Raw genomic sequence first — 3,692 nt, 5'->3', positions numbered from 1 at the left:
GCGTGCGCCGGCGCCCCCGGTCGGGCCGCCGGCCGCGGTCACGTGCCCGGAACGGGCGTCGCCTCCGCGGGTGCCGCCTCCGCGGGCTCCGACGCCTCGATCGCCTCGCAGCGCTCCAGCGCCTCGGGGAACGGCTCGCCCGCCTCGTCGGCCGGCACCAGCAGGCACGGCTCACTGTCCGGGACCGCCGCGACGGGGTCGGGCTCGACCACTGCGTCGACCGGCGGCGTCGAGGGGGCGATCTCGTCCGGCTTCACCGCCACCGGTTCCTCCGTCACCTCGTCGGCCGCCACGGGCCCGGTGACCGGCTCCGCCTCGGCCGGAACGACGGCGCTCGGGGCGGCCGGGGCCTCGGCCGCGACGTCGTCCCCGTCGTCGACCGCCGGCTCCGTGGCAGGCTCCGCGACGAGGTCGTCCCCGTCGTCGACCGCCGGCTCCGTCGTCGCCTCCGCCACCGGGGTGGCGGTCTTCGCACCGCCCTGCTCCTGCGACTGCGCGGCGTTGGCCGCCGTGGCCAGGGCGCCGGCCGCGAGGGCCACGCCGGCCGCGCTCAGCGCGATGCGACGCATGCTGCGTCGGGTCATGTGCGTCTCCACTCTCCGTAGGGCCCGGGCGCGACGGTGCCGTCGCGGCCGGTGCTTGCAGGAGTGATCTACGGACCGCCGCGCCACCGGGTTGCGTCTGGCCGGCGAGACGTACCTCATGGCCGCGGCATGCAACCCCGCACCGCCCCGCCCCGTAGAGAAGGGGAGGAGAGACGAGACGACCGAGTGGCGAAAGGCCGGCGGGTGGGAGAAGCAGCCCGGGAACGCGAGTTCCGGGAGTTCGCCGAGGCGCGGCAGCGGCAGTTGAGGCGCAGCGCCTACTTGCTGTGCGGCGATTGGCACGAGGCCCAGGACCTCACGCAGACGACCCTGATGAAGCTGTACGCGGCGTGGGGGCGGTTCGCCGGGACGGCAACGTCGAGGCGTACGCGCGGACCATCCTGACGCGTACCTTCATCGACCAGTACCGGCGTCGAGGCCGCCGCGAGGAGCCCGTGGGCGACCCGCCCGAACCACCCGGCGACGGCGGCCCGCCCGGGGCCGAACTCCGCCTGCTGATGCAGGCGGCGCTGATGGAGCTGCCGCCGCGCTACCGGGCGGTGCTGGTGCTGCGGTTCTGGGAGGACTGGAGCGTGGACGAGACGGCGCGGGCGCTGAAGGTGTCGCCGGGGACGGTGAAGAGCCAGAGTGCCCGCGGGCTCGCCCGACTCCGCGGCATCATCGGGGAGCAGGTCGGCGAGGTGAGCAGGAGATGAGAGAGCACATGGTCCGGCGCGGCGAGGCCGATGAGGACAGCGGCGAGGCCTTGCGCGACGGGTTCCGGTCCATCCTGGCCGCGCACCCGGAACCTCCCCTCGGCGACCTCGCCGGGGCGGCCGTCACCGGTGGCCGGCGTCTCCGCAGGCGCCGCCGGGTCGCCGCGGCCACCGCCCTCACGACCGCCGTCGTGGTCGGCGCGGCGGTGATCACCGGGCTGGTGCAGCCCGCGGTGCAGCCGCCGCCGGTGGTCCCCGCCGAGCAGCCCGCCCCCGACCCGGCACCCGAGGAACGGGAGCCGGAGGCGGTCCCCTGGCCGGACCGGATGGACGCGCCGGACGAGGGCCCGCAGAGCGGCAGCGCCGCCCCGGACGGCGCGGTCGTCCCCGCCGACCCGAGCGCCGAGGCGGTGACGGAAGGCCGGGAGAACCCTGCCGACGACGCCCCCGGCGCAACCGACACCCCCCGTGCGTCGGAGGGCCACGCGCCGGACTGACCCGGCCGCCGCACGGTCAGCGGGCTCCCGCGGCCCCCCGCCGCGGTGGCGCGCTCACACCCACGTGTCGAGCCACATCCTGGCGCGCCAGGAGTCCATGGGGATCTCGATGCCGGTGTACAGCGGGTAGAAGTAGACGAAGTTCCACGCCACGGCCAGCACGAACACCCCGGTCGCCACGATCCCCGCCGCCCGGCGCCGCTCGGAGCAGCCCGGCGGCCCGAGCACCGCCCCCAGCGCCATCGCCAGCGCGAGGCAGAGGAACGGCACCAGCACCACCGCGTAGAAGTAGAAGATCGTGCGCTCCTGGTACAGGAACCACGGCAGGTAGCCGCAGGCCACGCCGCACAGCACGGCCCCGGCCCGCCAGTCCCGCCGCAGCAGCCACCGGTACGCGACGTAGACCAGCGCCAGGCACGCCGCCCACCACAGCACCGGCGTGCCGAGCGCCAGCACCTCGCGGGCGCAGCCCTCCTCTGCCTCGCACTCGCCCTGCCCGACCTGGATCGACTGGTAGTGGAACGACACCGGGCGGCTGCTGACGAGCCAGCTCCACGGGTTGGAGTCGTAGGCGTGGCTGTCGGTCAGCCCGACGTGGAACGCGTACGCCTCGCGGTGGTAGTGCCACCAGGAGCGCAGCGCGTCCAGCGCGCCGTTGCCGGTGCTGCCGTTCTCCGCGCCCCACTGGCGGTAGTACCCGCCGGCGGTCGCGAACCAGCCCGCCCACGACGCCAGGTAGGTCGCGGCGGCCACCGGGACCGTCGAGACGAAGGCGGGCACCGCGTCCCGCCGCAGCATCGCCCGGTAGGGGCGCCGGGCGCCGGCGGTGCGGCGCGCCGCCGCGTCCCACAGCACGATCAGGATGCCGAACGCCGCCAGCGCGTACAGTCCGGACCACTTGGTGGCGCAGGCCAGGCCCAGCAGCAGTCCGGCCCCCAGCCGCCACGGCCGCAGCCCGAGCGTCAGCCGCTCGCCGACCTCCCGGACCGGTCGCAGCACCCCGTCCGAGGCCGTCGCGGGCTGGGCCGCCTCCAGGGCGGTGACGAACCGGGCGCGAGTGCGGTCCCGGTCGACGAGGAGCGCGCCGAACGCGGCCAGCACCCAGAACATCAGCACCAGGTCCAGCAGCGCGGTGCGGCTCATGACGAAGTGCAGGCCGTCGAGCGCGAGCAGCACCCCGGCCAGGCAGCCCAGCGCGGTGGAGCGCAGCAGCCGCCGGCCGATGCGGCAGACCATCACCACCGACAGGGCGCCCAGCAGTGCGGTCATGAACCGCCAGCCGAAGGGCTCCATGCCGAACGCCCACTCGCCGAGGGCGATGACCCACTTGCCCACGGGTGGGTGCACCACGTACGAGGCGGTGTCGCCCAGCGGGATGTCGCCGGTGAGGATGCGTTCGTTGGCGTCCTCCGGCCAGGACATCTCGTGACCGCGTTGCAGCAGCGCCCACGCGTCCTTGGCGTAGTACGTCTCGTCGAAGACGACGGCGTGCGGGCTGCCGAGGTTGACGAACCGCAGCGCACCGGCGAACAGGCCCACGAGGAGAGGGCCGAGCCAGCCCGCCCAGCGCGACAGCAGCAGCGTCGCCGTCGGCCCCAGACCGAAGTAGCGGCCCAGGCGGCCGGCGGGGCGCGGGTACGGCGGTACCAGCCGCTCCCGCACGCCGCGGTCTTCGCGCGCCCGGTAGCCGTGGCGTCGCAGTCGCCGGACCCACTCCCGTTCCGGTGGCGGAGGCCCCGTGCCCGGGGGTCCTGCGGCGTGGCGCGGCGACCGGTGCTCGGTCCCCGTGTTCCCCGTGGTCGCCGGGGTCTGCGTGGTCACCGGGCACCACCGCCGCCTCGCCGGGGGCGCCCGGGGGCGGCCGCACAAGCGTGGTGCGCGGGGCGGGGGCGGCG

General features: G+C 75.8%; 3 protein-coding genes and 1 pseudogene. 2 read left to right on the top strand and 2 right to left on the bottom strand.

Annotated features, from left to right (window positions below; translation table 11 throughout):
* Nucleotides 1-38: 38 nt before the first annotated feature.
* Nucleotides 39-584 (bottom strand): hypothetical protein, encoded by a 546-nt coding sequence (locus tag HCN52_RS22675; RefSeq protein WP_168090304.1) that lies wholly within the window; start codon nt 582-584, stop codon nt 39-41.
* A 204-nt stretch (nt 585-788) separates the two neighbouring features.
* Here HCN52_RS22675 and HCN52_RS22670 point away from each other — a divergent pair.
* Together HCN52_RS22670 and HCN52_RS22665 are read left to right on the top strand one after the other, a co-directional pair.
* Nucleotides 789-1,300 (top strand): annotated as a pseudogene (locus HCN52_RS22670) (SigE family RNA polymerase sigma factor).
* The gene (locus tag HCN52_RS22665) at nt 1,297-1,797 is read left to right on the top strand and encodes a hypothetical protein (protein WP_168090303.1); all 501 of its coding nucleotides are present in this window, start codon (nt 1,297-1,299) and stop codon (nt 1,795-1,797) included. The pseudogene HCN52_RS22670 and the gene HCN52_RS22665 overlap by 4 nt, the downstream one beginning before the upstream one ends.
* A 54-nt stretch (nt 1,798-1,851) precedes the next feature.
* Here the strand turns inward: HCN52_RS22665 and HCN52_RS22660 are convergent, their stop codons facing one another.
* Nucleotides 1,852-3,618, bottom strand: a complete 1,767-nt coding sequence (locus tag HCN52_RS22660) for a dolichyl-phosphate-mannose--protein mannosyltransferase (RefSeq protein WP_168090302.1) — start codon at nt 3,616-3,618, stop codon at nt 1,852-1,854.
* Nucleotides 3,619-3,692: the final 74 nt, after the last annotated feature.

The sequence above is a fragment of the Streptomyces bohaiensis genome (assembly GCF_012033785.1).
Classification (GTDB): Bacteria; Actinomycetota; Actinomycetes; order Streptomycetales; family Streptomycetaceae; genus Streptomyces; species Streptomyces bohaiensis.
Note: the sequence above shows the minus strand (reverse complement) of the source record. Positions and strands in the feature narration are given on the sequence as shown.

Bases quoted from the DNA above. Each gene is read 5' to 3' on its own strand.
- HCN52_RS22675 (WP_168090304.1), bottom strand. From the start codon at position 584: ATGACCCGACGCAGCATGCGTCGCATCGCGCTGAGCGCGGCCGGCGTG.
- HCN52_RS22665 (WP_168090303.1), top strand. From the start codon at position 1,297: ATGAGAGAGCACATGGTCCGGCGCGGCGAGGCCGATGAGGACAGCGGC.